This is a genomic window from Burkholderia sp. SIMBA_051, from assembly GCF_046534915.1.
Classification (GTDB): domain Bacteria; phylum Pseudomonadota; class Gammaproteobacteria; order Burkholderiales; family Burkholderiaceae; genus Burkholderia; species Burkholderia ambifaria.
The window spans coordinates 863,117-889,828 of record NZ_JAWRXS010000001.1 but is presented as its reverse complement, the minus strand read 5'-3'; the positions used below and the strand labels follow the sequence as shown (position 1 = coordinate 889,828).

The window sequence follows — 26,712 nt, the reverse complement described above, 5'->3', positions numbered from 1 at the left end:
TTCCTTGCGTTTGCGTGGCATAAAGTGGCTCCTTGGCCATCAGTTTATGCCTCACACACAAAGGTTCGGATAGGCTCTTGCCAAATACCCAATCGCCCCCGCCCCCCTCACTCCACCGTCACCGACTTCGCCAGATTCCTCGGCTTATCAATATCCGTCCCCCGCGCCAACGCAGCGTGATAAGCCAGCAATTGCATCGGCACCGTATGCAGAATCGGCGACAGCGGCCCGTAGTACTCGTTGAGCCGAATCACCTCGATCCCTTCGCTCGGCACCAACCCGCAGTCCACATCCGCGAACACAAAAAGCCTGCCATTACGCGCACTGACTTCATGCATGTTCGACCGAAGCTTCTCGAGCAGCGCATCATTCGGCGCCACCGCAATAACCGGCATTTCATTACTGACCAACGCCAGCGGCCCGTGCTTCAACTCCCCGGCGGGATAAGCCTCCGCGTGGATATACGAAATCTCCTTCATCTTCAGCGCGCCTTCGAGCGCGATCGGATAATGCATCCCGCGTCCGAGAAACAGCATGTTGTCGCGTCGCGCGAGCAGCTCCGACCAGCCCATGATCTGCGGCTCCAGCGCGAGCACCTTCGACATCGCATCGGGCAGATGCCGCAGCGCACGCAGATGCGCCTTCTCGTCGTCTTCACTCAACCGCCCGCGCACCTGCGCAAGCGCAAGCGTGAGCAGGAACAACGCGACGAGCTGCGTCGTGAACGCCTTCGTCGACGCCACGCCGATCTCGATCCCGGCACGCGTGACGAACTGCAACGCGCATTCGCGCATCAGCGCACTCGTCGCGACGTTGCAGATCGCGAGCGTATGCATCATCCCGCGCTGCTTCGCGACATGCACGGCGCCGAGCACGTCGGCCGTCTCGCCGCTCTGCGACACCGCGACGACCAGCGTGCGCGGATTCGGCACGCTGTCGCGATAACGAAACTCGCTCGCAATCTCGACACTCGCCGGCAGCTTCGCGATGCTCTCGATCCAGTACTTCGCGGTCAGCGCCGCGTGATAACTGCCGCCGCACGCGAGCAGCAACACTGAATCGACATCGTTGAACACGCGCCACGCGCCGTCGCCGAACAGCTCCGGCATGATCGACGTGACGTCGAGCAGCGTATCGGCCACCGCCTGCGGCTGCTCGAAGATTTCCTTCTGCATGTAGTAGCGATACGACCCGAGATCGGCCGCGCCGCTGTGCGCCGCCACCCGCTGCACCGCGCGCTCGACGCGCTGGCCGGCCGCATCGACGATCCAGTAGCGATGCAGCTGGATATCGGCAACGTCCCCGTTCTCCAGATACGCGACGCGATCGGTGATGCCCGACAATGCGATCGCATCCGACGCCAGGAAATTCTCGCCATCGCCGACACCGACGACGAGCGGCATCCCGTCGCGCGCACCGACGATCCGGTGCGGCTCGTCGCGGCACATCACCGCGATCGCGTAGCTGCCGCGCAGTCGCGCGACCGCGCGGCGCACCGCGTCGAACAGGTCGCCGTCGTACAGATGATCGATCAGGTGCGCGATCGCCTCGCTGTCGGTCTGGCTCGCGAACACGTAGCCGTGCGCCTGCAGCTCCGCGCGCAGTTGATCGCAGTTCTCGATGATCCCGTTGTGCGATAGCGCGATGCGCGCGTTGTCGTCGCTCGGCGAGAAGTGCGGATGTGCGTTGAGCGTGACGGGCGCGCCGTGCGTCGCCCAGCGCGTATGCGCGATGCCGGTATAGCCCGACAGCGCTTGCGCGGCGATCTCGCGCTGAAGGTTGGCGACGCGGTCGACGCTGCGCGCGCGTGCCAGCGCACGGTCGCGATAGACCACGACGCCGCACGAATCGTAGCCGCGGTATTCGAGCCGCTTCAGCCCGTCGACGAGGTTCGGCAGGATGTCCCGCTGGGCAACCGCCCCGACAATTCCACACATATCGCGCTCCGTTAATGTCCTGTCTGGACCCGTGACAGCGATGGTAGAGGCGAGTCTATGGAATTAAATTTCAAAATACGTCGATAAATGAAACGAGACGGCGATCAGCTATCATGTTGAAATTAAATTTCACACCGTGACCGGAAGGAGCCGCCGATGGCCGGCATCACGCTCGATGATCTCGACCTGCGCATTCTCGCGATCCTGCAGGACGACGCGTCGGTGTCGAACCTGCAACTGGCCGAGCGTGCGCTGTCGTCGCCGCCGACCTGCATGCGCCGCGTGCGGCGGCTGACGGAGGCGGGCGTGATCCGCCGCCAGGTCGCGGTGCTCGATCCGGTCGCGATCGGCACGGCGGTCACGGCGTTGATCGAGATCAGCCTCGACCGGCAGACGGCCGAAGACTACGACGCGTTCGAAGCCTACGTGTGTGCGGAGCCGGCGGTCACGCAGTGCTACCGCGTGTCGCCGGGGCCGGACTTCGTGGTGGTGGCCGATCTGGCCGACGTCGCCGAATACGACGAATTCGCGCGGAGGCTGTTCACCGGCGCATCGAACGTGCGCAACGTGCGGACGTTCTTCTCGACGCATCGCGCGAAGTTCGAGGCGAACGCGCGAGTCGCGCATGCGATGCGCAAGCGCGCATAGCGTGAGGTGAACGCGTCGTTCGTCTTACGTCACACCGTTGCGCCCGCATCGGCCAGTTGCAGCGGCTTCCCATATCCGAAGCAATGCGCGGGCTCCGGAAATACGCGGTGCCGCACGTCATGCGCGTACTGGCGGATCGCGTCGCGCATCACCGCATTCGCATCCGCGTAACGCTTCACGAAGCGCGGCGTGTACGCATCGAACGCGCCGATCATGTCCTCGGTCACGAGCACTTGCCCGTCGCACGCGGGCGATGCGCCGATGCCGATCGTCGGGATCGTCAGCGTTCCGGTCAGGTGGCGCGCGAGCGCCTCGGCAGTGCCTTCGATCACGACGCTGAACGCGCCGGCCCGTTCGGCCGCACACGCGGCGTCGAACACCTGCGCGGCCGAATGCGGGTCCATCCCCTGCGCGCGAAAGCCGCCCGTCGCGTTGGCCTGCTGCGGCATGAGGCCGACATGCGCCATCACCGGAATGCCGCGCTCGGTCAGGAAGCGGATCGTATCGGTCATCTCGCAGCCGCCTTCGAGCTTCACGGCCTGCGCGCCGGTTTCGGCGAGCAGCCGCGCGGCGGAGCGGTACGCCTGCGCGGGCGATTCCTGGAACGTGGAGAACGGCAGGTCGACGACGACGCACGCCTGCGCGGCGCCGCGCACGACGGCCGCGCCGTGTGCAATCATCATGTCGAGCGTGACGCGCAGCGTATCGGGCATCCCGTACAGCACCATGCCGACGGAGTCGCCGACGATGATCACGTCGGCCACGTCGTCGACGAGTTTTGCCATTGGCGCGGAATACGCGGTCAGCGACACGAGGCTGCCGATCCCTTTGGTCGAGCGGATCGCGGTGACGGTCTTGCGGGTGGTGCGGGTATGAGCGCTCATGAACGGAAGCCGTGTGAAAGAAGAGCCGCCACGGTAGCATCGCGCTCGTTCGTGCAATGACCTTCGGAGGACGTCTTATGTTGCTGGCAGGACAACCCGGCGACCCATATGCAGTGCCGCCGATGGCGCGCCTGCCGAGGCCGCTGTACGTGCGCGCCTTCGGGATTCCCGGCAACGTGAGCGTCGATGCGCACAGTCATCCGTGGGCCCAGCTAATGTATGCGACGAGCGGCGTGCTCGAGGTGTCGACGCCGTCGGGCCGGCAACTGCTGCCGCCGCACTATGCGATGTGGATTCCGCCGCACGTGCCGCATGCGGTATCGACGCGCGATTGCGTCGCGTTCCACAGCCTGTATCTCGATGCGGCGATCGCACGGAGCGACGTGAACGACGATTGCACGATCCTCTGCATGACGCCGCTGCTGCGCGAGCTGGTGATCGCGACTCGCGAATTGCCGGTGAATTACGACGAGACGGGGCCGGACGGTGCGCTCGTGTGCGTGATCGCGGACCGGATCGCCCGCATGCAGCCCGCGCCGCTCACGGTGCCGCTGCCGCGCGATCCGCGCCTGCTGAAAATCGCGCGCGCATTGCATGCGGCGCCGGGCGATACGCGCAGTCTCGACGAATGGGGCCATCAGGTCGGCGCGACGCGGCGCACGCTGTCGCGGCTGTTCCGGCAGGACACGGGGCTGTCGTTCACCGAATGGCGGCAGGCCGTGCGGCTGCTCGCGTCGCTGCCGCTACTCGACGCGGGCGAGCCGATCGGCACGGTGGCCGCGCGGCTGGGTTACGACTCGACGTCGTCGTTCATCGCGCTGTTCCAGGCGAAATTCCGCGTGACGCCCGGCGCGTATGCGAAGCGTGAAGCGCGTCGGCCCGTATTGAGCGCGTGACGCGCGGCATGGGTCAGAACGCGAGCGTCTGCTGCACCGGATCACGCACGCCGCGCGCGAACCCGGCGCCTTCGAGCGACAACAACGCGCGTTTCCGTTCAATCCCGCCCGCATAGCCGGTCAGGCTGCCCGACGCGCCGATCACGCGATGGCACGGCACCATGATCGACACCGGGTTGCGGCCGACCGCGCCGCCGACGGCACGCGCGGCACTCATCGGCAGCCCGACGCGTTCGGTGATGTCGCCGTACGACACGAGCTCGCCGAACGGAATCGCGAGCAGTTCCTTCCACACGCTGCGCTGAAACGCGGTGCCGCGCAGATGAATCGGCACCGAGAAGGTTTCGCGCGTGCCGGTGAAATAGTCGGCGACTTCTTCGGCAACCTTGCGCGCGAGTGGCGACGCATTGCGCGCGTCCGCATCCGGCGCGATTGCCAGCGACGGATAGTATTTCTGGCCGACGAAGAACAGGCCCGTGAGCGCATCGTCCTCGATACGAATGGCGATGTCGCCCAGCGGGCTCGGAATCAGATGAGCGAGAGTCATCGCGAAGCTTCTCCTATGACTGTCCGGCCGGCGGCATCACAAACAGGCGCTCATCCCACACGACGGGTTGCGGCTCGTTCACGACGATTCGCGCGGCGTCGGGATGCGCGGGATTGACCAGCACGTTGGACTCGGCTCGGACGACAACGGAAGGCACGACCAGGAGCGCGGTGCGGGATTCGGTCAGCCATGCGTCACCGAACCGGCGCGCCTCCTGCAGTGCAGCCGCATTCCATCCTGCCGGCAAGGTTTCAGTCGTATGACGTTCAACGGGAACATCGTCGGGAACCGTTGCTTCGACCCATCCGTGTGTCTTCGGCACCTTGCCGATGCGCGCGTGCACGAGCACTTCGAGCATCGCGCCCGCGAAGGTCGATGCCGCATAGATCACCGGGCGGCCCGGACTATTGAAGCGGCCGCCGACCAGCATCGCGCCGGTACCGCTCCAGATCGCGTGTCGCGTGTCGGCAATGCGGAACAGCTTCATGCCGGCAGCCCATAGAACAGCTTCCAGAGCAGCTCTTCGACCCGGCGCGCACCGAGCTCGGTCAGCGCGACATCGAGCGGCGCGCGCCCCTCGAGTTCCGGATGCGGCGTCGACAGGAATTCCCGCGCGTCTTCTTCGTCATTCCAGACGTAGGTGGTCGTCGCAACGATCCGGGCCAGGCGCTCGGTCTTCTCCGATTCGTCTTGCGTTAGTCGATCGCGGCGGCGCTTATAGGTCGCCTCGGGAATGATGCGGGCGAGGAGCGCGCGCCGGGCGTCGGCACCTTGCGTCGCATGTTCGACGCCGGCGCGCAGCGCAGACTTCGGCAGACCTTCGCGCACAAGCGCCTCGAGCTCGGCCAGCGTATGCGGAACGGGTTGCAGATCCATGACCGCGGCCACCGCTTCAGGGGTAACAAGTGACATGGCCGACTCCCGGGTGAGGTATCAAATGATGCTTGATTATAGGCCATATGATACCGCGCGCGATATGCGCGTGCGATGACTGTGAACCATCGTTGCCGCCGATTCTGGCCGGAATCGGACCTGTGTCTCGGCGCCGCGGGCTCGCGTCACGGCCCCGTTTTGCCCGCAGGAAAATTCCGGAAAAACGATTAATGCCAATCTGCGAAACAGTCGTCTCTTTTTGCGCGGTCAATTTCGAGATGACTCATCGAAATCCCCGACTGACACGGCACCGGCCCACGCCCTATGCTTTGAAAAACGTTTTCCACGACTCGACAGGCAATCGGCCGCGCCACGAAAGGGCGGGCCGCCGCCCGTCCCGGCGCCCGTCGCCGGTCACGGACAGGCAACAACTTGCGGCGCGACGGGCGCGGCCGCGCATCGGAGACACTCATGCAATCTGCCGTCGTCGGCGCCGTGCGCGCCGCCGCCAGCCGCTACCGCTGGACCGTCTGTGCGCTGCTGTTCTTCGCGACCGTCATCAACTACATGGATCGCCAGATCCTCGGCCTGCTCGCGCCGATGCTCCAGCACGACATCGGCTGGAGCCAGGTGCAGTACGGCCGCATCGTGATGGCGTTTTCGGCGTTCTATGCGATCGGCCTGCTTTGCTTCGGTCGCATCGTCGACTGGCTCGGCACGCGCATCTCGTATGCGGTCGCGATGCTGGTGTGGAGCATCGCGGCGATGATGCACGCGATGGTCGGCTCGGTGATGGGCTTCGCGGCGGTGCGCGCGTTGCTCGGGATCGGCGAGGGCGGCAACTTCCCGGCCGCGATCAAGACCACGGCCGAATGGTTTCCGCGCCGCGAGCGCGCGCTCGCCACCGGCATCTTCAACTCGGGCGCGAACATCGGTGCGGTGTTCGCGCCCGCGATCATCCCGGCGATCGCAGTGGCCTACGGGTGGCGCGCGGCGTTCGTGATCGTCGGCGCGATCGGCATCGTGTGGCTCGCGGTGTGGCTGGTGCTGTATCGCAAGGCCGACACGCGCGCACTCGCCGACGCCTACGACGAGCCGCGCGACGAAGTCGAAGCGCTCGACGCGGCGAACGTGAACGCCGGCGCGCCGCGCTGGGGCGAACTGATCCGCAAGCGTGAGACGTGGGCGTTCCTGATCGGCAAGTTCCTGACGGATCCAGTGTGGTGGTTCTATCTGTTCTGGCTGCCGAAGTGGCTCAACGAGTCGCGCGGGATGGACATGCAGCATATCGGCCTGCCGCTCGTGTGCATCTATGCGCTGACGACGATCGGCAGCATCGGCGGCGGCTGGCTGTCGTCGGCGTTGCTGCGCGCGGGCTGGAGCGTGAACGGCGCGCGCAAGACGGCGATGCTGATCTGCGCATGCTGCGTGCTGCCGATCGCGTTCGTGTCGCAGGTGCAGAACCTGTGGATCGCGGTGCTGATCGTCGGCCTCGCCGCGGCCGCGCACCAGGGCTGGTCGGCGAATCTGTTCACGACGGCGTCCGACCTGTTCCCGCGCCGTGCGGTCGCGTCGGTGGTCGGCATCGGCGGGATGGCCGGCTCGATCGGCGGCGTGCTGTTCTCGGAAGTGATCGGCCAGGTGCTGCAACGCACGGGCCATTACTGGGTGCTGTTCGCGATCGGCGCGCTGGCCTATCTGCTCGCGCTGGCGGTCATGCACATGCTCACGCCGAAGATGAAGCCCGCGAAGCTCGACGCGTGATGACGTGTTGACGTGTTGGTAAACGAACGCGCCGCCCGGAGGCGGCGCGTTTTCATGTGCGGGGCGAGGAAGCGCCGGGTATCGCAGAAGGCGCGTGCGTCAGCCGACCGCGGCCGTCGATGCGCGCATGATCAGCCGCGGCTCGAACGTCGAATAGCTTGCGTCGGTGCGCCCGGCGAGCGCGTCGATCAGCTTCTGCATCGCGAGCTCGCCCATGTTCTCGCTCTGGATGTCGATGGTGGTCAGCGCGGGCGCCGCGTACTCGCCGTACGGCACGTTGTCGATGCCGGCAACCGACACGTCCTGCGGCAGCCGGAACCCGAGCGACGCGGCTTCCTTCATGAAGCCGAGCGCGATCAGGTCGTTGTAGCAGATCACCGCCTGCGGACGCTGCGGCCCGAGCATCACGCGCGAGCATGCGCGCTCGCCGGCCTCGGCGGTCGGCGCGTGCGCGTCGTGCACGTCGAGCGTGAGGCCTGCCTCGGCGAGACAGTCGCGCGCGCCCTGGATCCGTTCGTCGTTCACGCGCGCCGGCCCGAAGCCGAGGTACGCGATGTGCGTATGGCCGAGATTGAGCAGGTGACGCGCGAGCATGTAGGTGGCGAGCCGGTTGTCGATGCCGACGCTCGGAATCGGCAGGCCGGGGCTGCGCCGCAGCAGCACGAGCGGCTTGTGCAGGTCGAGCATCCAGCCGGCTTCCTCGTCGGGCATCCGCGTGCTGACGATCAGCCCGTCCACGCGCTGCGCGAGCGCCTCGATCAGCGAGCGTTCGCGCGCCTGATTCTCTTCGGTATCGACGAGCAGCAGCGTGTAGTCATGCTGGAGCGCGACGCGGTTCGCGCCTTTGACGACATTCGTGAAATACGGGTTGCTGATGTCGAGGATCACGACGCCGATGGTGCGCGTGCGTCCGGTGATCATCGAGCGCGCGAGCGGGTTCGAACGATAGCCGAGCCGCTCGATCGATTCCTTGAGGCGCGCCTCGACGGCCGGCGAAAAGCGCTGCGTGCCGTTCACGTACTTGGATACCGTCGCGACCGACACGCCGGCTTCCGCCGCCACGTCGCGGATCGTCGGGGAAACTTTTTTCATGAAGAGGGTAACGTTTTCGTTCCGTTGCCCCGGATTGTGGCAGAAAAAGCCGGCATCCGGCCACCGGCCCATATCGGGAAAGTTCGGATGGCTGCGGGCGGGTTCAAGCATTGACGGTCGGCTTTTGTCCCGAGTATAGTTGGAAAACGTTTTCCGCTTTCGGCTGATTTCACCGACTTCGGGCAACTTCCCGGACACCCTTCAGGACAGATTCAAGGAGACTCGATGAACGCCTCATCCACCGGCGCACGCAAGCCGTTCGGGCGCCTGCTGCTGACCGGCGCGGCCGGCAATCTCGGCCGCCAGGTGCGCGGCGCGCTGGCGAACTGGGCCGACGTCGTGCGCGTGAGCGACATCGCCGCGCTGGACGACGCGGCGCCGCACGAAGAAACCCGTGTCGTCGACCTGGCCGACCGGCCGGCGGTGATGGAACTCGTCGACGGCGTCGACGCGATCGTCCATCTCGGCGGCATTTCGGTCGACGCGCCGTTCGACGATCTCGTCGATGCGAACATCACCGGCACGTACAACCTGTACGAAGCCGCGCGCAAGCACGGCGTGAAGCGGATCGTGTTCGCGAGCTCGAACCATGCGATCGGTTTCCATCCGGTCACGGAAGTGCTCGATGCCGATTCGCCGCTGCGCCCGGACAGTCTCTATGGCGTGACGAAATGCTTCGGCGAGTCGCTGTCGCGCTACTACTTCGACCGCTTCGGGATCGAGACGGTGTGCCTGCGGATCGGCTCGTCGTTCGAGGCGCCGAAGAACCCGCGCATGCTCGTGACGTTCCTCAGCTATCGCGACTTCATCGAGCTCGTGCGCTGCTCGCTGTTGACGAACCGCGTCGGGCACGCGATCGTCTACGGCGTGTCCGACAACCCGGTGAAGTGGTGGGACAACACGAAGGCCGGCTTCCTCGGCTTCCGGCCGCAGGACAGCTCCGAGCAGTTCGCGGGGATGTTCCCGCTCACCGCGCCGACCGCCGACTACGACGATCCCGCGCAGCGCTACCAGGGCGGCGGGTTCGTCGTCGGCGAGCCGATGGAGCGCAACGCGAAGTAAGCGCCGCGCACGGCGTCGCTCAGCGCAGGATGTCCGTCGCCTTGTGCCGTTCATCCACGCCGTCGATCAGGATCAACGGGCCGCTCGCGTGCCGCGCGCGCAGCGGCTGGATCTGCTGGTACGCGTCCGATTCGTACCAGGTGCGAGCGGTGTCGAGATCCGGAAACGCGATCGCGATCAGGTCGCCGCGCCACTCGCCTTCGCGCACGTCGGGCCGCGCGCCGTGAATGACGAAATGGCCGTCGAACGGCGCGAGCGTGCCGTCGATGCGCTCGAGGTAGTCGATGATGTCGTCGCACATGTGAACGTCGTGCAGGTGGGCGATGGCGTAGGCGGTCATGGCGGGCTCCGTGGCGTCGATGCGATGCGTCGATCGATTCATTGATCGGTGCAGCCATGATCGGTGCGCGCGCGGCGCGCGTCGATTACCTGCGACGTAAGCAAATCCATCCGGCCGGGCGCGTCATGCGCGCTTGCGCATCAGTCGCGGATGCGGCACCGCCTCGGGTGCCGGCGCCGACTCGGCCGCTTCCTTGCCTAGCTTGTCGAGCATGCGTTGCGCGGCGCCCGCGCAATCCTCGCCGGCCTGCGATCCGCTGGAAGAACAAGGCGCTGCGCGCGCTGGTGTCGCAGCAGATGGCCGCGCAGTGCCAGACGCGGCGCTACCGCAAGTGGATGGCGGGGCGGGCGGCGCGTTAGGCGCGAGGGCGATGCGGCTCAGACCGGATACGCATCGTCGACCTTCAGGTTCGCGAGCCGGAACAGCGTGCGCAGCGTCTGCGGATGGATGTCGCGGCGCGCGGCGAGCGACGTCAGCATGAAGTCGAGCACCTTCGCGTAACGCAGCAGCACGAGGCAGCGCGCGAGGTCCGCATTGCCGCCGCGCATGCCTTCGGCGAAGTGGACCATCTGGGTCGACAGCGAGCGTGCCATCTCGAGTTCCATCTGCTGTTTTTCGGTCCATTCGAGCTGCGGCTGTTCGAGCAGTTTCGCGAGAAAGAGCTGGAACGACGTATCGGATGAGTTGGGCAGCGCATCCATGGGGAGCCTCGTTGCTTGCGTGGATCGTTCGGGCGTATCCGATGGACGGATCGCGATCCGGTTCATGTCCGCGCCGTCCGGTGACGCGGTTGTCGCTGCAATGCGAATGCAGGTTTCGTACCAGCGGCGCGATCCGGTTGTCGAGCAATGTCGACGCGGGGCGCGGCCGCGGTCATCGCGTCCCGCCGGTGCTGGCTTGCGTGGAAAATCGACGAAGGGATCCATACGCCGCGCGCGGTCACGATCGATCGCGCGTCAGGGCCCGGACGGATGAAATGCTTCAGCGATGTAACGTAACGCCGGGTGGAAACCGGTTGCATGTTTCGGTCGACGGATCGCCGGCATGGCGCGACGCCTGTGTGTCGGCGGTGCCCCCTGGCCTCGGACGGCTGCGTGCCGCGCGCCGCGACCGGGTTCGCCGCGCCGTCGAACGCCGCGGCACCTGCGCTGGATGTTTCATATCCGAGACGTTTTCGCGCGAGGCGATCGAGGTGCGTATGCGTATCCAACCGACGCCGCCTGCGCGATCCAACTGGCCCTGCGAATAACCGGACAATTGTGCATGGGCGGCCGCGCCGTGTTTGCGAACAATCTCCGCATCGTCCCTGCGAGGTTCGACATGAGCGTCCACGCCTTCTTCTCGGCCAACCTGCTGCTTGCCTACACGGCGTATTTCATCGGCACGGCCAGCCCCGGCCCGAGCAATCTCGCGATCATGTCGGTCGCCGCGAACCATGGCCGCAAGGCGGCGCTCGCGTTCGCGCTGGGCGTCATCTCGGGATCGATGTTCTGGGCGACGGTGGCCGCGCTGGGCGTGTCGGCGGCGCTGCTCGCATGGTCGAAGCTGCTGGTCGCGATCAAGCTGTTCGGCGGCGCGTATCTGCTGTGGCTCGCGTTCAAGTCGGGCCGCACCGCGTGGTCGGCCAGATCGGCCGATACGCTGAAGGCGGCGCCCGAGCAGAACCTGTCGCGCCTCTACGCGCGCGGCGCGATGCTGCACCTGACGAATCCGAAAGCCATCCTGGTGTGGGTGTCGATCGTCGCGCTGTCGTCGAACGGCGCGGGCGCGTCGCACGGCGCCGTCGTGCCGGGCTGCATCGCGATCGGATGCGTGGTGTTCGGCGGCTACGCGCTGGTGTTCTCGACCGACAGCGCACGCCGGCTGTACGTGCGCGGCCGGCGCGCGATGGAAGCGTGTCTCGCGGTGGTGTTCGGCGTGGCGGGCGTCCGGTTGCTGGCGTCGAACGTATAGGGCGGCGTGCGCAGCGCCGCGTCGGTGCTCCCGGCCCGCGCGTGGCGCGCACGCGCAAAAAAGCCGCTGCACCGGCGCGGGCAGCGGCTTGTTCGGGGCACCTTGCTTCAGAAAATGAAGCCGGTGTTGATGAACTTCGAGTAGTGATCCGACACGATCGAATCGAGCAGCTGCTTGCTGCCCTCGGTCTGCTTGGCCGCGACCATCGAGCGGATCGAGAACGCGCGCAGCGCATCGGTCACCGACAGCGTGCCTTCCGCCGAGTCCTTGCGACCCGCGAACGGGAACACGTCCGGCCCGCGCTGGCACTGGCAGTTGATGTTCACGCGGCAGACCTGGTTCACGAGCGGATCGACGAGCGCGCCGATCTGCGCGGGATCGGAACCGAAGATGCTGACCTGCTGGCCGTGGTCCGACGTCGTCACGTAGTCGAGCGCGGTTTCCACGTCGTCGAACGGCGCGACCGGAATGATCGGCCCGAACTGCTCCTCGCGATACAGCTTCATGCCTTCGGACACCGGATACACGACAGCCGGATAGAACAGCGTCTTGCTGAACTCGCCGCCCGAATGGTTGACGACCTGCGCGCCCTTGGCCTTCGCGTCGTCGATTGCGTCGGTCATGTACGCGGTGCGATGCATGCCCGGCAGCGGCGTGATGCTGACGCCTTTCTCCCACGGCATGCCGATCTTCAGCTGTTCGAGCGCGGCGGTGAAGCGTTTCAGGAACTCGTCGACGATCGAGCGATGCACGAGCAGCATCTTCAGCGCGGTACAGCGCTGGCCGTTGAACGACAGCGCGCCGAGCAGACACTCCTTCACGGTGAGGTCGAGATCGGCGTCGGGCAGCACGATCGCCGCGTTCTTCGCGTCGAGGCCGAGGATCGCGCGCAGCCGGTGCGACTTCGGATGCTGCTTCTTCAGGTGATCAGCGACCTTGCTCGACCCGATCAGCGCGAGCACGTTGATCTTGCCCGACGCGAGCATGTGCGGCACGACCACCGCGCCCGGCGCGTAGATCGTGTTGATCACGCCCTTCGGGAACGCGTCGCGGAACGCCTCGAGCAGCGGCTCGAACAGCAGCGTGCCGTACTGAGGCGGCTTGAACACCACGGTGTTGCCCATCAGCAGCGCGGGGATCAGCGTCGCGAAGGTTTCATTCAGCGGATAGTTGTACGGCCCCATGCACAGCACGACGCCGAGCGGCGTGCGGCGGATCTGGCCGATCGTGCCTTCCGCGATCACGAAGCGCGAGTTCGCGTTGTCGAGCTCCTTCAGCGCGTCGATCGTCTGCGTCATGTACGTGACGGTGCGATCGAACTCCTTCTGCGAATCGGCGAGGCTCTTGCCGATCTCCCACATGATCAGGTTCACGACCAGCTCGCGCTGCGCGACCATCCGCTTGATGAAGTCCTGCATGCACGCGATGCGCTGCTCAACCTTCATCGTCGGCCACTCGCCGCGGCCCGAATCGTACGCGCGCACCGCGGCGTCGAGCGCCGCGTCGCTTTCCGTCTCGCCCATCACCGGATAGCTGCCGATCTCCATCTGCGCGACGCTGCCGTCCGGCTGGCGCACGCACACGGGCGACAGCACCGTTTTGGTCGTGCCGTCCCACGGGCGCAACTCGCCGTCGACCAGCGACACGCGCTGATGGATCGGGGCGGCGAGCCGGAATTCGGCGGGGATGTCTTGATAGGCGGGAAATAGCTGCTGCAGGGAGGCGGAATCGGGCATGACGGTCTCGTTTGACAGGTGTCCGGAAAGGACGGGCGATGCGGAATCCTGAGCTGAATGATCCTCGATCCTTGAATCGGCATGATGACGCGCGCACGTCTTGACGTCACGCTACGTCACGCGATGGTGTGGCCGAAACCCGGATTGGAACCAGTTCCATTTAAAAGGAACGCCGAGCCGATTGCAACATTTACCGAACGCGATCGTTTGGCGCGTAAGCATTCTGTAGGACTGTTTCCAAATGCCGGAAATAAGCCGATCGGTGCGTTCGCAAACGTTTCACGGCGGCCGGTTTGGGCGGATAATGGCCACGCGCGGCGCAGAAAAAATTGCCCGGGGACCTGAGAGAAAACATAAGCAGTGAAGAAACGAGAGAAGGTGCCGCCGCGCTGCCGAAGCGAGGTCGGCTGCCCGGAGCGCCGGGTCGGGGTTGCCCGCCCGGCGCGCACCGGACTGTCGCGGTACGCCGCGATCATTCGACGTCTTCGTCGTCCTCCGCATCGAGATCGTCTTCCTCCCCGTCCCGCCCCGGCGCCGCATACGCGCTCGCCTGTTCCAGCAACCACGCGCGAAACGACTCCAGTGGCTTGCTGTGGCTGAGTTCCGTCGGATACACGAGGTAGTACGCCGAATCGCCGACCGTCGCCGCGTCGCACGGCACGACGAGGCCGAGCTGCTGCAGCTGTTCCTCGACGAAGAACTTCGGCACGAGCGCGATCCCGAGCCCGGCCGCGGCCGCGCTGATCAGCATCGTGTGGAGTTCGTAACGCACGCCCTGCATCGTGCGGATGTCCTCGACGCCGTGCGTCTCGAACCATTGCGCCCATGCGCCCGGGCGCGTCGTCGAGTGCAGCAGCGGATACGCGAGCAGATCCTCCACGCGTTCGACCGGTCCGTCGAGCAGCGCGGGCGAGCAGATCGGCACGACTTCCTCGCCGAACAGATAGTCGGACGACGTGCCCGGCCAGGTCGGCTTGCCGTAATGGATCGCGGCTTCGAAGTGCGTGTCCTCGAACGAGAACAAGTCGGTGCGGCTGCCCATGTTCACGCGCACGTCCGGCGTGCGGTCGTAGAAGCTCTTGATGCGCGGGATCAGCCAGTGCGACGCGAAGGTGGGCAGCACGGCGAGCTCCAGGTAGCCGCCGCCGCTGCCGTGCGCGATGATCGACAGCGTGTCGCGATCGAGCGCCTCCAGCGCGCGCCGCACCTGCGTGCCGTACAGCTTGCCGGCGCGCGTCAGCACGACGCGCTGCTTCACGCGCGCGAACAGCCGCACGCCGAGGCTCGCTTCGAGCGTCGCGATCTGCCGCGATACCGCGCTTTCGGTCAGGAACAGCTCCTTCGCCGCGTGCGTGAAGCTCTCGTGGCGCGCCGCGGCTTCGAAAGCCACGAGCGCACCCATGTTGGGGATCTTGAATTTGCGCATGAATTTGTCTGACGAAGGAACCCGCCCGAAGCGGGCCGGCGGACGAGGGCGGGAACCGTGAATAATTCCAAAAACTCATCACGTGTCAATTTAATCTCGCTTTACGCCCGGCTGCAACCCTTTGAATAATGCATCCCACGCAAGGTCAGGCGCCCGCTGGGCGGCCGGCCAACCGAGATGCCGGCACGTTTGCCGGCGATCCCCGACACGAGAATCCTGATGCGCAATCCGAATATCGACAGCCTGCTGACGAAGCTGCTGGGACAGGCAAAGACCGACGCCCTGTTCGCGACCCTGAACATGCCGGCCATCCTCGACGAATGGGAAACCGACGTCGTCACGCGCGCGGAAATCGCGCAGGCGATGAACATGGCGCTGTTCGAAGGGCTGCTCGAGCGTTCGGCGAATGGCCGCGCGTACACCGCCGAAGCCATCGAAAACGGCGGTTCGGTCTACTTCGACCACGGCGCGCTGCGCACGGTGCGCTGGCCGCACACGGGCGCGCTGCCGCCGGGCGAAGCCGCGTTCACGCGGATCCTGCGTCCGCTCGGCTTCCGCCTGAACGGCCGTTATCCGCTCGACAAGCTCGGCATGACCGGCCGCGCGTACGCGCATGAAGATGCTCCGGACGAGATCGCGCAGTTCTTCGTCAGTGAACTGCATCCGGAACGGTTCTCGAAGGAATTCCAGCAGGCCGTGACGAACGTCGTGAGCTCGTCGCGCGATCCGCTGTCGCCGGCGGCCGTCGCGCTGCTGTGGGAGATCGAGCGCGAAGGCTGGCTGCCGCTCGACGCCGCGCATGCATTGCTGCCCGAGATTGTCGGCGCATTCGCGCGCCAGCACGATGTGCCGAACGAACTCGACTACGAAACGCTGCTGCTCGAATCGGCCGAGATGGCATGGATCGCGACCGAAGGCAACGCGTTCAACCATGCGACCGATCGCGTGACCGACGTGTTCAAGCTGTCCGACGACGAGAAGGCGAAGGGGCGGCCGATGAAGCCGGAAGTCGAGCGCTCGCGTTCGGGCCGCGTGTTCCAGACCGCGTATCGCGCGGACATCGTCGAGCGCGAGTTCCGCACGCGCGACGGCGGCACGGTGAAGCGCAACGTGCCGGGCTCGTTCTATGAATTCATCACGCGTCGTCGCACGTTCGACCAGGCGGCGCGGCGCTGGGTGACGGACCTGCGTTTCGACGCGGGCAACGCGCAGGGCATCTTCAAGATGACGGCGAACGCGGCGAAGTAAGCGCGACGCACGCAAGACAAAAGGGCCGGCGGCTGATGACAGCCGCCGGCCCTTTTGCGTTGCATGAGCGCGTCGAGCGTCAGAACAGATGCGTGATCAGGTAGAACAGCACCAGCACGCCGAGCGGTACGCCCAACAGCCATGCGATCAGATACTTGCCCATGTCGTGGTCCTCCGCGTGGCCGCGACGCGGGACGCGTCGCGGCGGTGTGAGGAGACTGACGCGTTACAGCTCGCGATCGAACTCCTTCATTTGCTTCTCGGCTTCGTCGCGTGCGATCCCGTAACGCTCCTGGATCTTGCCGACCACATAGTCGCGGTTACCTTCGGCGACGGCCAGGTCGTCGTCGGTCAGCTTGCCCCACTTGGCCTTCAGCTTGCCCGACAACTGCTTCCACTGACCCTTGATCTTGTCTTCGTTCATGGTGTGCTCCTGTCGTAAAGGGAGAAAAGTGCGGCGCTAGGCCGCGTGACACCTCAGGCCTTCGCCTTCAGGCCGGATGCGTCGACGTGCTTCACGCCCTTCACCGAGCGTGTCACGGCGATCGCTTTCTTTACCGCGAGCTTCGAATGCAGCACGCCCGTCAGCGTGACGACGCCGTCCACCGTCTTCACGTCGATGTCCGTGCTCTTCACGCCTTTGGTGGTCGCGAGTTCGCTCTTCACCTTGGTCGTGATCCATGTATCGGTCACCGGCTGATCCGATTCGGCCTTCATGGATTTCTCGGTCGACGACGCCTGTGCGTACGCGGTCGTGAGCGGTGCGCCAGCGAGCAGGAAAGCCGCGCTGACGGCGAGCAGCGTCGAAAGGTGCGAGGTCTTGTTCATTGATGTTCTCCTTCGAGTGGCGTGAGTGAATGAATGCGGATGCAATGCGGATCGCGCCGCGCGTTATCGCGTCATCGCGCGATCGGCGTGTCGTAGCCCGGCTCGCGCGGCGGCATGTCCGGGCGCGGTACGTCGGGGGGTTGGGGCACAGGCGGGTCGGTGCCGGGCGACGGTTCGGGCGGATGGTCCGGAGCCGGTTCGGGCCGCGTCGGATCAGGTGTCTGATGCAGCTTCATCGGGTCGTCCTCCTCTGCGGTAGTTCAGCGCGTGAGCGCCGATGCAGTACCAGCGTACCGGCGCGAACGCACGCACACATCGCGCAAATTCACCGGGTTGCCTAGTGCGTTTGCACGGGGACGGAACGGCGGAGCAGGAACGGGAAATGCGCCGAGGGATGTGCGAGGCGCGACGGCATGCGCGGGTGCCGCCATGCGCGCCGCTTGGCGGGATAGCGCACGCTGGCGGCGCGGCACGCGAATGTACTATTGCGCATGGTGCATCCAAGCGTGCCGAGCGTATCGACGGCACGCGACCATCGCGACACGCGTCGGGCCGGCGCATGTGGGCGCCTGATGGCGCGGATGCGGCCGAACCGGCAACCATGCACACGACGTGGACGACCCTTCAATGGACGATCGAGTAAACGAACAGACGCTCAAGTCGCATACCGACCGGCGTCAGCTGTATCAGATCATCGCGGGGCTCACCGAAGGCGTGATCCTCATCGAACCCGACCAGCGCATCGTGTGGGCGAACGAGGCCGCACTCGCGATGCACGGCGTCACCGAGCTCGACGCGCTCGGCGCGGACGTGACCGAGTATCGCGAGCGCTTCCGGCTGCGCTACCGCAACAACAATCCTGTGAGCGACGGCCACTATCCGATGGATCGCGTGATCGCGGGCGAGGAGTTCAGCGACGTGACGGTCGAAGTCGAATCGGCCGCCGACGAGAACGTGAGCTGGGTCCACCGGATCCGCAGCCTCGTGCTGACGAACGCCGCCGGCGAGCCCGACTGCCTCGCGCTCGTGCTGCACGATGCGACCGAATGGGCGAGCGCCGAGGAGCGCTTCGAGCTCACGTTCAACGCGAACCCGGCGCCGGCCGTGATCTGCCGGCTCGACGACCTGCGCTACGTGAAGGTCAATCAAGGTTTCCTCGACATGACGGGCCACGCACGCGACGACGTGCTCGGCCGCTCCGTCTACGAAGTCGATGTGCTTGATCAGGCCGAGCATCGCGAACTCGCGATCGAGCGGCTCGGCGAGGGCGCGACGATCCCGCAGATGGAGGCCATGCTCAAGCGCGCGGACGGCGGCACGAAGGCGGTCGTCGTCGCCGGGCAGCCGATCGACATGAACGGCGAGGCATGCATGCTGTTCACGTTCATGGATCTCGAGCCGCGCAAGCAGGCCGAGCTCGCGCTGCGGCAGAGCGAGGAGTGCTTCGCGAAGGCGTTCAGGATGGCGCCGGTCGCGACCGCGATCGTCACGGCCGACCGCTTCGAGCTGCTCGACGTGAACGACGCCTTCGTCGCGATGGCCGGCCATGCGCGCGACGATCTGCTCGGCAAGTCCGCGGACGAGATCGGGCTGTGGGCCGAGCGCGGCGCGCGCCAGCAGATCGACAGCGCACTTGCGCGCGACGGCAACGTGCGCAACGCGGACGTGCAGATCCGCACGGGCGATGGCGACGTGCGCGATTGCGTGGTGTCGGCCGAACCGGTCGCGATTCACGGGCAGGATTGCCTGCTGATCGCGTTGCTCGACATCAGCGATCGCAAGCGTACCGAGATGGAGCTCGTCTACGCGATCGAGACCGCGATGCAGGATGCGTCGTGGTTCAGCCGCACGCTGATCGAGAAACTGGCGAACGTGCGGCGCGAGAATGCGCCGGACGCGGGCGCGCAGCTGTCGGATCTCACCGCGCGCGAGCGCGACGTGTTTGATCTGCTGTGTCACGGCCTCGCCGACAAGGAGATCGCCGGCCGCCTCGGGCTCGCGCCGAACACCGTCCGCAATCATGTCGCGACGATCTACGCGAAGCTCGACGTGCATAGCCGCGGCGAGGCGATCGTGTGGGCGCGCGAGCGTGGGATCGTCGGCGCGGCCGATGCGAATGGCGCGCGTGGCGACAAGGGCGCCGAGAAGGGCGGCGCGAACGTCAAGGGCTGACGCCGGGCGCGGGCCGTCTCCCCCATCGGTGCGAATGCACCATGTAGGCTGGTGCATCCGCATCTGCCGCGCGCGGTGCGCGGCTGCGATCCTGTCCACTCGGCGGTGCGACGCGGGCTGCGGCACCGTCGGCTCTCTCCCCAATTCGTTGCAGGAGACGACCATGGACAGGAATCGCATCGAAGGCAAGCTCAAACAACTGAAAGGTTCGGTCAAGGAAGCACTCGGCAAGGTGACGGGCGACCGCGCGACGGAGGCGGAAGGCGTAGCGGAACAGCAGGCCGGCAAGATCCAGGAGAAGGCCGGCGAAGCGGCCGACGAAGTGCGCCGTCATACGGGCAGCGACCGGCACTGAGCGCCGTTGACGCATCGCGCGATGCGTCGACGCTGCATGACGCGGTGATGATGCTCCATCGGCATCACCCCGCGCAGCCTTGATCCGAAGGCGTTTTTGCGCATACCGCCCGATCTTTCTCCCTTCCCGGCTCGCCATCGCGCGGGCCGGCGCCGTCCGTGCACACGGAACTTGATGACTATTCCTCACAACGTAGTTCCGATATTTCGTTTGCTGCACGCGTATTGGCTACCCACAATCGGTTCACCTCTTTCGCGCTGACAGGTTCTTCGGAGACGGAACCGCGGTGATCGACCGGCAGGCGCGCGCCTTTGGCGCGGCCCCGGCGACAGCAGAATTCACCGGCACGCGGGAGGTTGCCGCCGCGCGATGGTCGTGCGGCGCATCCGACCCATAGAAGAAGGATTGGCCGATGACGTTCCGCATTCGTTCGCTTTCCGGCATTGCACTGACCGCCGCGATCCTCGCGTTCCAGACGGGCGCGGCCCACGCGCAGGAAACGGTCGTCAAGGTCGGTGTGGCCGTGCCACTGACTGGCGGTGGCGCTGCCTACGGCAAGGACATCGAGAACGGCGTGCGCATGGCCGTCGACGAGGCGAACGCCGCGCATACGACGATCGGCGGCAAGCCGGTGAAGTTCGTCGTCGCGTCGCAGGACGACCAGAGCGACCCGCGCATCGGCGTACAGGCCGCGCAGCAGCTGACCGACGCGCAGGTGGCCGTCGTGATCGGCCACTTCAATTCGGGCACGACGCTGCCCGCGTCGAAGATCTACGCGAAGGCCGGCATTCCGATGATCACGCCGTCGGCGACCAATCCCGACATCACGCGCGCCGGGCTCGGCACCGTGTACCGCGTGATCGCCACCGACGCGCAGAACGCCGGCAACGCCGGCGCCTATGCGGCGAGCGTGACCAAGGCGAAGCGCATCGCGATCATCGACGATCGCACCGCGTTCGGCCAGGGCGAAGCCGACGAGTTCGAGAAAGCCGCGAAGGCGAACGGCGGCACGATCGTCGCGCGCGAATTCACGAACGACAAGGCCGTCGACTTCAGCGCGCAGCTCACGAAGATCAAGAGCACGAACGCCGACCTCGTGTTCTTCGGCGGCCTCGACGCGCAGTCCGCGATGCTCGTCAAGCGCATGCGCCAGCTCGGCATCCGCGCGCAGTTCCTGGCGGGCGGCGGCGTGATGAACGCGAACTTCATCAAGCTCGCCGGCAACGCGGCCGAAGGCGCGTCCGTGTGGGAGTACGGTCAGCCGCTGTCGCGTCTCGCGAAAGGCAAGCAGTTCGAAACGAAATTCAAGCAGAAGTACGGCGTCGACATGCTCGCGTATGCGCCGTTCGCGTACGACGCGACGTGGATCGCGATCAACGCGATGCAGAAGGCGAACTCGGCGAAGCCGGCCGATTTCAACGGCGCGCTGAAGGGCACGCGCTACGACGGCATCACCGGCACGATCGCGTTCACGAACACGGGCGACCTGAAGAACCCGAGCTCGACGCTGTATGAAGTGAAGAACGCCGCGTGGCAGCCCGTCACCACGCAAACGGCGGACTGAATACCCGAACGCGCGCGGACTTTCGCGGCGACGCCCAACGTGCTGAAATACCCAGGGCGATCGAATGTGATCGCCGCGCATGTCGGGGCGATTCGCCGGGCGGTCCGCACGCACGGCGCCGCGCGTGACGCGGCACGAACAACCTTCGGGCGCGGCCGGCTGGCCGCGCCTTTCACGTGCAACTGGAGTCAGTCGTGAGTTCTCAAGTCGTCATCGTCGGCGGTGGTGTGATCGGCAGCTCGATCGCCTATTTTTTGCGTGCTACCGATCCGACGGTGTCCGTTACCGTCATCGAACGCGATCCGACCTATGCGAGGTCGTCGTCGGCGCTGTCGGCCGCATCGATTCGCCAGCAGTTCTCGACGCCGCTGTCGATCGAGATGTCGCTGTTCGGGATCGACTTCCTGCGCACGATCGGCGAGCGGCTCGAGGTCGACGGCACGCGGCCGTCGATCGATCTGCATGAAGGCGGCTACCTGTTCCTCGCGACGCCGGCAGGCGATGCGACGCTGCGCGAGAATCATGCGCTGCAGACGAAGCTCGGGGCCGATATCCGCTTGATGGATCGCGATGCGCTGCGCGCGAAGTTCCCGTGGCTGAACGTCGACGATCTCGTGTCGGGCGCTTATGGCGCAAGCGGCGAAGGATGGTTCGACGGCTACGGGCTCGTGCAGGCGCTGCGCAAGAAGGCGCAGGCATTGGGGGCGCGCTACGTGCCGACCGATGTCACCGGCGTGGTTCGCGACGGTCGCAAGGTCACGCATGTGATGACGAGCGACGGCGAGCGCTACGCGTGCGACACGCTCGTCAACGCTGCGGGCGCGTGGACGCGCACGCTGTCGTCGATGATGGGTATCGACATTCCCGTGTATGCGCGGCGTCGCAGCATCTTCAACGTGTCGTCGCCGGCGCAGCTCACCGGTTGTCCGCTGCTGATCGATCCGACGGGCGTGTATTTCCGGCCGGAAGGGCGCACGTATATCTGCGGGACGTCGCCGAGCCCGGATCGCGATCCCGACGATCTGCCGCTCGACGAGGTCGATCACGACCTGTTCGACGAGGTGATCTGGCCGACGCTCGCGAATCGCGTGCCGGCGTTCGAAGCGCTGCGCGTGGAGAACTGCTGGTCCGGGTACTACGAGTACAACGTGTTCGATCACAATGCGATCATCGGGTATCACCCCGAGCTCGATAACGTCGTGTTCGCGAACGGCTATAGCGGGCACGGGCTGCAGCAGGGGCCCGCGACCGGGCGTGGGGTGAGTGAACTGATTCTGGGCGGGCGGTATGAATCGCTCGACCTGTCGTCGCTCGGCTGGGAGCGCGTGCTCGAAAACCGGCCGATCGTCGAAAAGAACGTCGTGTAGCGCGGCGTGACCGCCCGGTGTGGGGTGGGCGGGATTCTCCTTGTGTCTCAATCTGATTGGCCCGGCTTTTTGCCGGGTTTTTTTTGTTCTTTTGGGGAATGGGTGGGGGGGGCGGCAATCGGCCATGAAGCGCCGTTCGCCTACATGCACATTCGGACACTCGAGCGACCGCTCCAGTCGGCAAACGGCCGTTCCGATGAGAATGATTCAGATTCCGTTATCTGCCAAAGCGCTCCTGACCTGCACTCAGGGTGTTCAGAACCCGGTGAATTCTCAACCCGACGGATTGGCGCTGCGGCGACATGCTACGATCAACGCGATCCGACTTTCATCCCGACGCACAATGACGACAATGTATGAATTGCTCGGTGTGTGCGAGAACGCGACCAACGAGGAAATCAAGCGAGGCTACCGAAAGGCGGCGATGAAAGCGCATCCCGACCGCAACGTCGGGTGCGAAGCGGACGCGCATGCGCGATTTCAGGAGATCAAGGAGGCATACGCGATTCTCTCGGACCCGGAGCTGCGCCGCGTCTATGACACCGCTTACGCAGAGGAAATGCTCCGTCACGCACGGCTTCGCGAAGAAGAGGAGCGCTTGAACGCGGAGCGCGAAGCGGAATATGCGCGGTTCGTGGCATGGGCGATGCGCTTCGCCGAGCAAGGGCACAACCGCGACGTCGTGTTCGGTGTTCTGCTAGGCCGTGATTGCGATGTTCAACTCGCCGAGCGCATTGCCGGCAGCGTGGTCGAGTTGCATGCGTCGCGCCAGCCGGGCGCATCGCGGGACGGGGAGCGTGATGAGCAGATGCCGCAATGCGACGAGAGGGCGACACAGGCGGCATCGGCGCAGGCGTCAAAGAGCGACGCGCGAAGGAGTGGCGAACACGCGCATACGGACTTTTTCAGCGCTCTCTGGCACGGCGTGTTCGGGCTGCGCCGGTGAGCCTTGGTGTGTGACCAGTTCCGCGAACGCAGAACTCGACCGCGATCGGTGCCAACTTCGGGGGAGTTTTTTTGATCGACTGCTTCATGAATTGACGGCTAATTGGGCAGTAATCGGCCAAGAAGCGACATTCGTGCATCTGAGTACAATCGTCAACAATCAGCCCCAGACTTGATGGCCGTTTTCGGTTTGCGAGACGAAGCGATGAAGGTAACGATTGCGTACATCGAAGAACCCCCATTCGGCTGGACCGAAGCGGATGGCACCGCTACCGGTGCTGATATCGAGCTTGCGGAGACGATTCTGCGCCAGATCGGCGTCGATAAGATCGAGTATTGCCTGACGACGTTCAGCGAATTGCTACCCGGCGTTGAGGCAGGTCGCTGGGACATGAATGTCCCTCTCTTTGTGACGCCGCAGCGAGCCAATGCGGTTGCGTTCAGCTTACCCGTGTGGGCAAACGAGGACGGTTTTCTGGTTCGACCTGGAAACCCGAGAGCGCTCGTTAGCTATTCGTCAATCGCCAAATGTCCTGATGCGCGCCTCGGCATAATTGCGGGACAGGTGCAGCATGATTCGGCGACGGCGTCAGGTGTAAGCGAAGAGCAAATCGTCATCTTTGAGCACCAAGCCGACGCGATCTCGGCCATTCTCTCTGGCGCGATTGACGCATACGCGAGTACAGCCTTGGGAAATCGAATTATCGCGAGCCGGATGGGAAGTTTGGTGATCGAGGCCGTCGCGCACGAGCGAGATAGAAGTGGCAGCCGGCGGACGCCTCAGCTTGGAGCGTTTTCATTAAACCAAGGGAACGCGGATCTTCTAAAAGCGGTCAATCAGCGACTTCGTTCATATCTCGGCTCGCCGGATCATCGCGCTCGTATGGCGAGATTCGGGCTGACGGACCGCGAGATCGATCCAAGTGTCCTGAATGCAGGATAGGTCGGTGCTCGGCCAACAGGAGACGTTCCGCGCAATGGCATGAATCGTTGACAAACTGCTGACCGTCGGCACAGCATCAAGTCTTGGCGGCAGCCAGTGGCCATCTAGGACCGGCGATTGCTCTTAAGCAGCCCGTACAGCGCGCTATCCGACACCTCATCGCCAACCACCCACCGATCACGCAACAATCCTTCCCGGACAAATCCGAGCCGTTCGAGAAGGCGCGCCGAGGCTACGTTGCGCGGGTCGATATCCGCCTCAATTCGGCGTAAGTTCAGCGTGCCGAATGCGTGCTCGATCAGCGCGGAGGTGGCCTCTGTCATATAGCCGCCTCCCCAATGATTACGTTGCAGACTAAAGCCTATCTCCGCACGTCGGCATTGCTCATCCGCATGAAAGAGAGCGCAGTCCCCGAGCACTTCGCCGGTTGTCCGCAATTCGAGTGCCCAAATGAACTCCTGACCGTTAGCGGAGGTCCTCAACTTACGCGCGACGCGATCCATCGCCTGATCTAAGCAAGTCATCGTCGGAAACGGCAAATAGCGCATCGCGTCCGCGTCCGACCAGATGGCGAAAAGCGCTTGCACGTCTTCATCACGAAGCGGCCGCAGAATGAGGCGAGAGGTAGTCAGCGTGACGGGTTCGAACAACGGCATGACGGCTGGCAGGCGAGAATATAGAGGCCCCATTAAAACATGTGAGCCGCGCACCAACAACCGCATGCGTCGAACCGCATGGCGGCGCAGTGTGAGTGAGTCCGCTTTCGGGATTTGAATCCGTCCCTTCAGGGTCGATCGGCGCCGGTCGCGCGTTGCAGGGCGGCGGCTGGCCGCGTTCGGCCACTTTCGGTCGTTCAACCGCGCGCTCAGCCGGACGTTCGGATGTCCGTTGCACCTTGGATAACGGTTGCTCCCTCGGTCGCGTCGCTACTTGATGGGCTTCAACAGCCCGCTATCGGGCAAGCTCTGCTGGTCGGCCAAGCCGGATGCGCTCGTGATTACCCATCACGAGCGTCAAGCGATCGGGCAACCCGAAAGCCAAGATCATCGATTGCAAACGTCGGATGGCTACGGCGTCGATTCGTCGCAAGGCAGCCTCGTTCGGCATCCGCCCATCCGCCGCCACGAAACACGCGATACGAACCATAGACTTCCGGGTCGTATAGATCGGCGCACCACTCCCAAACGTTTCCTAGCGTGTCGAAAAGCCCCCAGTCATTTGCTTGTTTTTGACCCACCTCATGCGTGTGGCCCCCCGAGTTTTCTCTATACCAAGCTATATCGCCGAGTTTGCCGTATCTCGGACCATTTGTTCCCGCGCGGCAAGCGTACTCCCATTCAGCTTCGGTGGGCAGGCGATAGCCGTTACTTTCCGGGACAAGAGAAGCCCCCGTTCCATCGCCATGAAATTCATAACAGTCGAGAAGGCCGGCTGCCTTTGAAAGCATGTTGCAGAACCGGGTGGCATCAATCCAGGATACGTTGACTACTGGACATTGCGCGGCGACATGCGACGATGGCCATTGTCCGGTTACCGCAGCATATTGCGCCTGCGTGATGGGATAGCGGCCGATCAAAAAAGGCGGCAGCTCGACAGACCATCTACGACCAATTCTGTCGTCCCTCAATGCAATCGTTCCTGCGGGAACGCGTATCGTTTGTATATCGAGTGTTTCAGACAGATGTTCCATTTTCCTCATGACAATAGAAACTGCTTACAGCGGCAAAGGCCTCCAACGCAGTATCTAACAGGGCTTACCTCGTATTCACGGAAGCAGCATGAGTCGGGAGCGAGGTGCGCCAAAACGAAGGATGCGTTGGATCAAATGCGCGCGCGTTCGATAGCCGGGCGAAGCTGACGTCGCGCGAGCGACTGTTGTATGTTGAAAGCCGTCATTGTCGTCGAGCTGGGCCGAAGTGGGTCGGAAAGCACCATTCGTCCCCCCACAGCTAGCGGACCCTGAACGTCTGCAACTTAGCAGAGAGAAGCCGTTCCGCCGGCGCTCGTTGTCGTCAACTCGGCACGCGGAATACAACAGCCGACCCGTAGAGCTTTCCTAGAAGAAGTCAGCGCAGAATGCGACGGTTTGACGATTGATTCGTGTGCCGCGGCTGCATCCATTCGAACACCGC

The 26,712-nt window shown here is 64.8% G+C and carries 28 protein-coding genes; 12 read left to right on the top strand and 16 right to left on the bottom strand.

All coding sequences use genetic code 11. The annotated features are described in order from the left end of the window. Window positions 1-107 precede the first annotated feature (107 nt). Window positions 108-1,937, bottom strand: coding sequence for a glutamine--fructose-6-phosphate transaminase (isomerizing) (gene glmS, locus SB771_RS03955; RefSeq protein WP_175662713.1), 1,830 nt, complete (start codon window positions 1,935-1,937; stop codon window positions 108-110). Between the two features lie 156 nt (window positions 1,938-2,093). On the opposite strand from glmS, the gene SB771_RS03950 reads away from it, so the two are divergent. Next, window positions 2,094-2,585: an Lrp/AsnC family transcriptional regulator gene (locus SB771_RS03950; RefSeq protein ID WP_034181959.1), complete on the top strand. Its 492-nt coding sequence runs from the start codon at window positions 2,094-2,096 to the stop codon at window positions 2,583-2,585. Window positions 2,586-2,614: 29 nt separating this feature from the next. Here SB771_RS03950 and panB read toward each other — a convergent pair whose 3' ends face one another. Continuing rightward, entirely contained in the window at window positions 2,615-3,469 is an 855-nt protein-coding gene (gene panB, locus SB771_RS03945; RefSeq protein ID WP_105831685.1) for a 3-methyl-2-oxobutanoate hydroxymethyltransferase, read from the bottom strand. A gap of 77 nt (window positions 3,470-3,546) precedes the next feature. Between panB and SB771_RS03940 the strand changes: the two genes are divergently transcribed. Continuing rightward, window positions 3,547-4,365 (top strand): AraC family transcriptional regulator, encoded by an 819-nt coding sequence (locus SB771_RS03940; RefSeq protein WP_165752430.1) that lies wholly within the window; start codon window positions 3,547-3,549, stop codon window positions 4,363-4,365. Between the two features lie 13 nt (window positions 4,366-4,378). Here the strand turns inward: SB771_RS03940 and SB771_RS03935 are convergent, their stop codons facing one another. From SB771_RS03935 to SB771_RS03925, 3 genes are read right to left on the bottom strand one after another with little or no spacing between them, the layout of a single operon-like run. Further along, the gene (locus tag SB771_RS03935) at window positions 4,379-4,912 is read right to left on the bottom strand and encodes a methylated-DNA--[protein]-cysteine S-methyltransferase (RefSeq protein WP_175662714.1); all 534 of its coding nucleotides are present in this window, start codon (window positions 4,910-4,912) and stop codon (window positions 4,379-4,381) included. A gap of 13 nt (window positions 4,913-4,925) precedes the next feature. After that, window positions 4,926-5,399 (bottom strand): RES family NAD+ phosphorylase, encoded by a 474-nt coding sequence (locus tag SB771_RS03930; RefSeq protein ID WP_175662715.1) that lies wholly within the window; start codon window positions 5,397-5,399, stop codon window positions 4,926-4,928. Beyond that, complete coding sequence (locus tag SB771_RS03925) at window positions 5,396-5,824, bottom strand: antitoxin Xre/MbcA/ParS toxin-binding domain-containing protein (protein WP_175662716.1); 429 nt, start codon at window positions 5,822-5,824, stop codon at window positions 5,396-5,398. Before SB771_RS03925 ends, SB771_RS03930 begins: the two co-directional genes overlap by 4 nt. A 432-nt stretch (window positions 5,825-6,256) precedes the next feature. Here SB771_RS03925 and SB771_RS03920 point away from each other — a divergent pair, with 432 nt between their 5' ends. Further along, window positions 6,257-7,549: an MFS transporter gene (locus SB771_RS03920; RefSeq protein WP_175662717.1), complete on the top strand. Its 1,293-nt coding sequence runs from the start codon at window positions 6,257-6,259 to the stop codon at window positions 7,547-7,549. 99 nt (window positions 7,550-7,648) lie between these two features. On the opposite strand, the gene SB771_RS03915 is transcribed toward SB771_RS03920, so the two are convergent. Further along, window positions 7,649-8,752, bottom strand: coding sequence for a LacI family DNA-binding transcriptional regulator (locus tag SB771_RS03915; protein WP_175662718.1), 1,104 nt, complete (start codon window positions 8,750-8,752; stop codon window positions 7,649-7,651). A gap of 114 nt (window positions 8,753-8,866) precedes the next feature. On the opposite strand from SB771_RS03915, the gene SB771_RS03910 reads away from it, so the two are divergent. Then, window positions 8,867-9,703, top strand: a complete 837-nt coding sequence (locus SB771_RS03910; protein WP_011660163.1) for an NAD-dependent epimerase/dehydratase family protein — start codon at window positions 8,867-8,869, stop codon at window positions 9,701-9,703. 19 nt (window positions 9,704-9,722) lie between these two features. Here the strand turns inward: SB771_RS03910 and SB771_RS03905 are convergent, their stop codons facing one another. Beyond that, on the bottom strand, window positions 9,723-10,043 hold the full coding sequence (locus SB771_RS03905) for a DUF1330 domain-containing protein (protein WP_175662719.1): 321 nt from the start codon (window positions 10,041-10,043) through the stop codon (window positions 9,723-9,725). Between the two features lie 377 nt (window positions 10,044-10,420). Next, window positions 10,421-10,744, bottom strand: coding sequence for a hypothetical protein (locus tag SB771_RS03900; protein ID WP_006749566.1), 324 nt, complete (start codon window positions 10,742-10,744; stop codon window positions 10,421-10,423). 619 nt (window positions 10,745-11,363) lie between these two features. On the opposite strand from SB771_RS03900, the gene SB771_RS03895 reads away from it, so the two are divergent. Further along, the gene (locus SB771_RS03895; protein ID WP_175662720.1) at window positions 11,364-11,996 is read left to right on the top strand and encodes a LysE family translocator; all 633 of its coding nucleotides are present in this window, start codon (window positions 11,364-11,366) and stop codon (window positions 11,994-11,996) included. Window positions 11,997-12,103: 107 nt separating this feature from the next. On the opposite strand, the gene SB771_RS03890 is transcribed toward SB771_RS03895, so the two are convergent. The 3 genes from SB771_RS03890 to SB771_RS03880 form a co-directional block, all read right to left on the bottom strand. Beyond that, window positions 12,104-13,732 (bottom strand): NADP-dependent glyceraldehyde-3-phosphate dehydrogenase, encoded by a 1,629-nt coding sequence (locus SB771_RS03890; RefSeq protein ID WP_011660166.1) that lies wholly within the window; start codon window positions 13,730-13,732, stop codon window positions 12,104-12,106. A gap of 116 nt (window positions 13,733-13,848) precedes the next feature. Further along, on the bottom strand, window positions 13,849-14,208 hold the full coding sequence (locus tag SB771_RS03885) for a hypothetical protein (RefSeq protein ID WP_175662721.1): 360 nt from the start codon (window positions 14,206-14,208) through the stop codon (window positions 13,849-13,851). After that, window positions 14,205-15,158, bottom strand: coding sequence for a LysR family transcriptional regulator (locus tag SB771_RS03880; RefSeq protein WP_006749569.1), 954 nt, complete (start codon window positions 15,156-15,158; stop codon window positions 14,205-14,207). The genes SB771_RS03885 and SB771_RS03880 overlap by 4 nt, the downstream gene beginning before the upstream one ends. Before the next feature lie 219 nt (window positions 15,159-15,377). On the opposite strand from SB771_RS03880, the gene SB771_RS03875 reads away from it, so the two are divergent. Continuing rightward, entirely contained in the window at window positions 15,378-16,406 is a 1,029-nt protein-coding gene (locus SB771_RS03875; protein WP_175662722.1) for a DUF1338 domain-containing protein, read from the top strand. Window positions 16,407-16,632: 226 nt separating this feature from the next. Here the strand turns inward: SB771_RS03875 and SB771_RS03870 are convergent, their stop codons facing one another. From SB771_RS03870 to SB771_RS03860, 3 genes are all read right to left on the bottom strand, one after another. Further along, window positions 16,633-16,830, bottom strand: coding sequence for a CsbD family protein (locus SB771_RS03870; protein ID WP_011660169.1), 198 nt, complete (start codon window positions 16,828-16,830; stop codon window positions 16,633-16,635). A 53-nt stretch (window positions 16,831-16,883) separates the two neighbouring features. Then, on the bottom strand, window positions 16,884-17,234 hold the full coding sequence (locus SB771_RS03865) for a BON domain-containing protein (protein WP_011660170.1): 351 nt from the start codon (window positions 17,232-17,234) through the stop codon (window positions 16,884-16,886). A 71-nt stretch (window positions 17,235-17,305) separates the two neighbouring features. After that, window positions 17,306-17,470 (bottom strand): hypothetical protein, encoded by a 165-nt coding sequence (locus SB771_RS03860; protein WP_006749573.1) that lies wholly within the window; start codon window positions 17,468-17,470, stop codon window positions 17,306-17,308. 391 nt (window positions 17,471-17,861) lie between these two features. Here SB771_RS03860 and SB771_RS03855 point away from each other — a divergent pair, with 391 nt between their 5' ends. From SB771_RS03855 to SB771_RS03830, 6 genes are all read left to right on the top strand, one after another. Further along, window positions 17,862-19,406 carry a helix-turn-helix transcriptional regulator gene (locus tag SB771_RS03855; protein ID WP_165752441.1) on the top strand — a complete coding sequence of 515 codons (1,545 nt, stop codon included), beginning with the start codon at window positions 17,862-17,864 and terminating at the stop codon, window positions 19,404-19,406. 163 nt (window positions 19,407-19,569) lie between these two features. Continuing rightward, window positions 19,570-19,761, top strand: a complete 192-nt coding sequence (locus tag SB771_RS03850) for a CsbD family protein (RefSeq protein WP_105831675.1) — start codon at window positions 19,570-19,572, stop codon at window positions 19,759-19,761. Window positions 19,762-20,173: 412 nt separating this feature from the next. After that, complete coding sequence (locus tag SB771_RS03845; RefSeq protein ID WP_105831674.1) at window positions 20,174-21,325, top strand: branched-chain amino acid ABC transporter substrate-binding protein; 1,152 nt, start codon at window positions 20,174-20,176, stop codon at window positions 21,323-21,325. Between the two features lie 194 nt (window positions 21,326-21,519). Then, window positions 21,520-22,692, top strand: coding sequence for an NAD(P)/FAD-dependent oxidoreductase (locus tag SB771_RS03840; protein WP_175662723.1), 1,173 nt, complete (start codon window positions 21,520-21,522; stop codon window positions 22,690-22,692). A 343-nt stretch (window positions 22,693-23,035) separates the two neighbouring features. Next, a complete protein-coding gene (locus SB771_RS03835) occupies window positions 23,036-23,638 on the top strand; it encodes a J domain-containing protein (protein ID WP_124903858.1) in 603 nt (200 codons plus the stop codon). Window positions 23,639-23,842: 204 nt separating this feature from the next. Beyond that, a complete protein-coding gene (locus tag SB771_RS03830) occupies window positions 23,843-24,580 on the top strand; it encodes a transporter substrate-binding domain-containing protein (protein ID WP_175662381.1) in 738 nt (245 codons plus the stop codon). Window positions 24,581-24,684: 104 nt separating this feature from the next. Here the strand turns inward: SB771_RS03830 and SB771_RS03825 are convergent, their stop codons facing one another. Next, a complete protein-coding gene (locus tag SB771_RS03825) occupies window positions 24,685-25,236 on the bottom strand; it encodes a GNAT family N-acetyltransferase (RefSeq protein WP_175662380.1) in 552 nt (183 codons plus the stop codon). 341 nt (window positions 25,237-25,577) lie between these two features. Then, window positions 25,578-26,270, bottom strand: coding sequence for a formylglycine-generating enzyme family protein (locus SB771_RS03820; RefSeq protein WP_244096737.1), 693 nt, complete (start codon window positions 26,268-26,270; stop codon window positions 25,578-25,580). Between the last annotated feature and the right edge of the window lie 442 nt (window positions 26,271-26,712).